Origin of the sequence: Pedobacter sp. HMWF019 (assembly GCF_003061025.1) — a bacterium.
In the GTDB taxonomy this organism is placed as follows: domain Bacteria; phylum Bacteroidota; class Bacteroidia; order Sphingobacteriales; family Sphingobacteriaceae; genus Pedobacter.
In genome coordinates, this window is the sequence record NZ_QAIL01000454.1 from 1 (window position 1) to 3,084 (window position 3,084).

2 protein-coding genes are annotated in these 3,084 nt (G+C 39.3%); both read right to left on the bottom strand.

Translation table 11 applies throughout. The features are described 5' to 3' along the window. Positions 1–1,733, bottom strand: a 1,733-nt coding sequence (locus tag DBR11_RS23955) for a sensor histidine kinase (RefSeq protein ID WP_199233938.1), incomplete at its 3' end; no start/stop codon positions are given. Between the two features lie 97 nt (positions 1,734–1,830). Next, the coding region (locus DBR11_RS23960; RefSeq protein ID WP_233260882.1) for an OmpA family protein at positions 1,831–3,084 on the bottom strand (1,254 nt) is incomplete at its 5' end.

Consider the following 3,084-nt stretch of genomic DNA (forward strand, 5'->3'; position numbering starts at 1 on the left):
TACTTAGACTTCACCACTGATCGATTTGCAGTCAATGGTTTATTATTAGATATCTTAAAAATAAATTTGTTCCCCCTAATTCTAGCTTCAATATTTATCCAACAATCCCCTTCAAGCTTATTCACCCCATGCTTATACGCATTTTCTACTAGAGGTAGCAAAAGCAAGGGTGCAACCGTGTAACCCCGAAGTTCGGGATCCATATAGGTATTCACTTCAAGACCCTCAACATGCCTGATCTTCTCCAGGGCCACATATTCAGCAATGATATCCAGTTCCTTCTGAAGATCTGCAGTCACGCTGTTACACTCATACAGTATATAACGCAAAATATTTGCTAAACCCAGAACCACCCCAGGTGCCGCATCAGACTTACTGATACACAGTGCAAACAAATTATTCAGCGTATTGAAAAGAAAATGAGGATGGATCTGTGCCTTCAGCAAAGTCAATTCTATTGCTTGATTTCTGTTCCTGTAAACCAGGTATACAATAACCACAGACAGGATGAGCAATACGATTGCTGAACAACCAAAAATCAGGTATCTGTCCTTTCTATGCAATTCATAATCCTTACGCATAATCAACAACTTCTGGTCAGCAATAGCCTTTTCCTTTAAAGTCGTCTGGTATTTAATGTCCGTTTCATGAATGGCTTTCTTCATAGAAACAGAATTAGCAGAATCACTAAAAACAATATATCTCTTTAAATAATCCAGAGCCGTCCCTTTATCACCCAAAGCCTCATATATTCTTGAACCAAGTTGATAACATTCCCTAATGTCACTAGTATCCATTTCTCGCAACGCCTGGTTGATATTTCTGTTGAAATAATATTTAGCCCTTTCATAATTCCCCAATCCATAATGCGTTTCAGCCATCGCCATTTCCGTATGAAGTTTGAAGCCAGGATCTTCATTGTTAATGCGTGTGTAATACTCAGGAATTTTATTCAACTCTATTAAAGAATGATCAAACTGCTTTTTAATCACGTACGCATGACTCAGGAACAAATAAATTCTGGCCACCTGCAATGGTTCCCTTGCTTTATCAATATTTCGTTCAGCTTCCTGCAAGTGTCTTAAAGCAAGATCATCCTGTCCACTCAACATCTCCAGCAGCGCAATGTCTAACCGCTCCTTAATCAAATTAGTATTACCACTACTGCTCAACAAGCTATAGGCTTTAGTTGAATAGTCCAGCGACTTATTACCCTCCCGAAGTTCAAAAAAAACATCAGAGAGAAAAAAATAGTATTTTGCCTTTTCAGCTGTATTGTATAGGCCTTCAGAAACCTTTAGCGCTTTAGTGATATTGTCAGCAGCCAAGCTCCACTGTCCAAGTTTACTTTGATTAAGCGCCAGGCCATAAAAAGCTTCCGCCATATGCTTTTTATCATTTGTTTTCTTGCTGACCCTAAGCATTTCCTGAGACACCTGCTTCGCCTGCTCGTGCAATGATTTACGGAAAAGTAAATCATGATAAGCATCCAGATATTGAAGATAATTAAAAGTGCCAATGGTATCCTTTAACGGAGGCAACATGCTTTTAACTTTTCTTAAACTTAGCTCTGCAGAGTCCAGCATGTTTTTCTTCATATGCGCCTTTGCAACTTCAAGTTCTTGCCGGAAAGAAACAGGTAATTGCGGAAGCTGAAAACTTAAATTAGCAGAGGCCATACAGAAACCGCTCAAATAAAGAAAAAGCACAAGAAAAATTTTCTTATTCATCATTTAGACCATATAAATTTACAAGACAGGCATTTTAGCAAGTCACGATCCTTCAAAACGAATATACGCCCAAAACGCTAAACAATTGTAAATGTATAAGTTAAACTTTTACAAATTCAACCCGCCTGTTCTGTGCTTTTCCTGTACTGGTTTTATTATCTCCAACAGGCTGACCAGCACCCTTGCCATCCGTCAAAATCGATATCTCTGAAATGCCATAATCATCAACTAACATCTTCTTCACCGCCTCTGCACGTTTTTTAGACAATAGCAAATTAGACTCAGCTCCGCCTTCATCATCTGTATGACCAATAATTCTCACTTGAATAGCATTGTCTTTAAGGGCAGCCGCAATCTCCTTAATGATCCCCGTAGAAATTGGTTTTATCTTATCCGAACCAGAATCAAACTGAATACCCGTGGTCACAAACCTGCCCTCATCCATCAGTTTAGAGCGGGTATCAGCTTTACCCTCAGCAAGCTTAATATTGCCTACATAAAATGCAGGATACCCTTCTCTGACTTTAGCAGCCTCAAACTGAATCTGATTAAAACTATGATTGAGTGCAACCGCCGTAGGAACATCCATGACTTTTTCATCATTAAACCACATTCTGAATCTCTCGCCCTGTACCGTCATCGCAACATGGACCACCCCGCCTCCATAATATCGACTAAAATCTCTTAACCTATTCCACTCCGTATTCAACTTTACAATGCCTTTTTCTGTAGCATCCATTTTAACATCCGCATACTCAGCAGGAAATCTTGTCTTAAAGTTCAACATATTATTTAGCTTATGTCCGCCGTAGCTTAACTTTAAAGCTTTATCACCACCATCATAAATTTGAAATTGCCACGCTGGATAAACCGCAGTAGTTTTAACCGGGAGGTTCACCAGTAAATCGTACTCAAATGTAAAATTCGGGGGAAACTTCACAGTAGGTGTTAAGGTTCTCCCAGAAACCAACTTCAACCACCTTCCGGCAAGTCCATCAACAGTTACCACTTCCGCCGAACCATTAGTAAACCACTTTAGCGGAAATTCACCAATCACATCCTGGTCAAAATTCTCCGCATATACGATTTTATCACCAGGCACAAAATCAAATTTTGAGTAAGACGCCAAATGGTTGGCTTTTTGCGTTGAATTGGCACCCCCATCTCTTTTTTCATCATTAACTTTACCTGATTTGTCTTTGTTACCATTTCCTTTTTTCGTAGCCCCATCAATCACCTGTTCGGTTTTTTGTGCGCCCTTTTTTGTAATCAGATCACTACCCACATTTGCAGCTTTTTCCTTCAATTTTTTTAAAAAACCTTGGGAAAAAACCGTTCCAGACAATGCAATAAG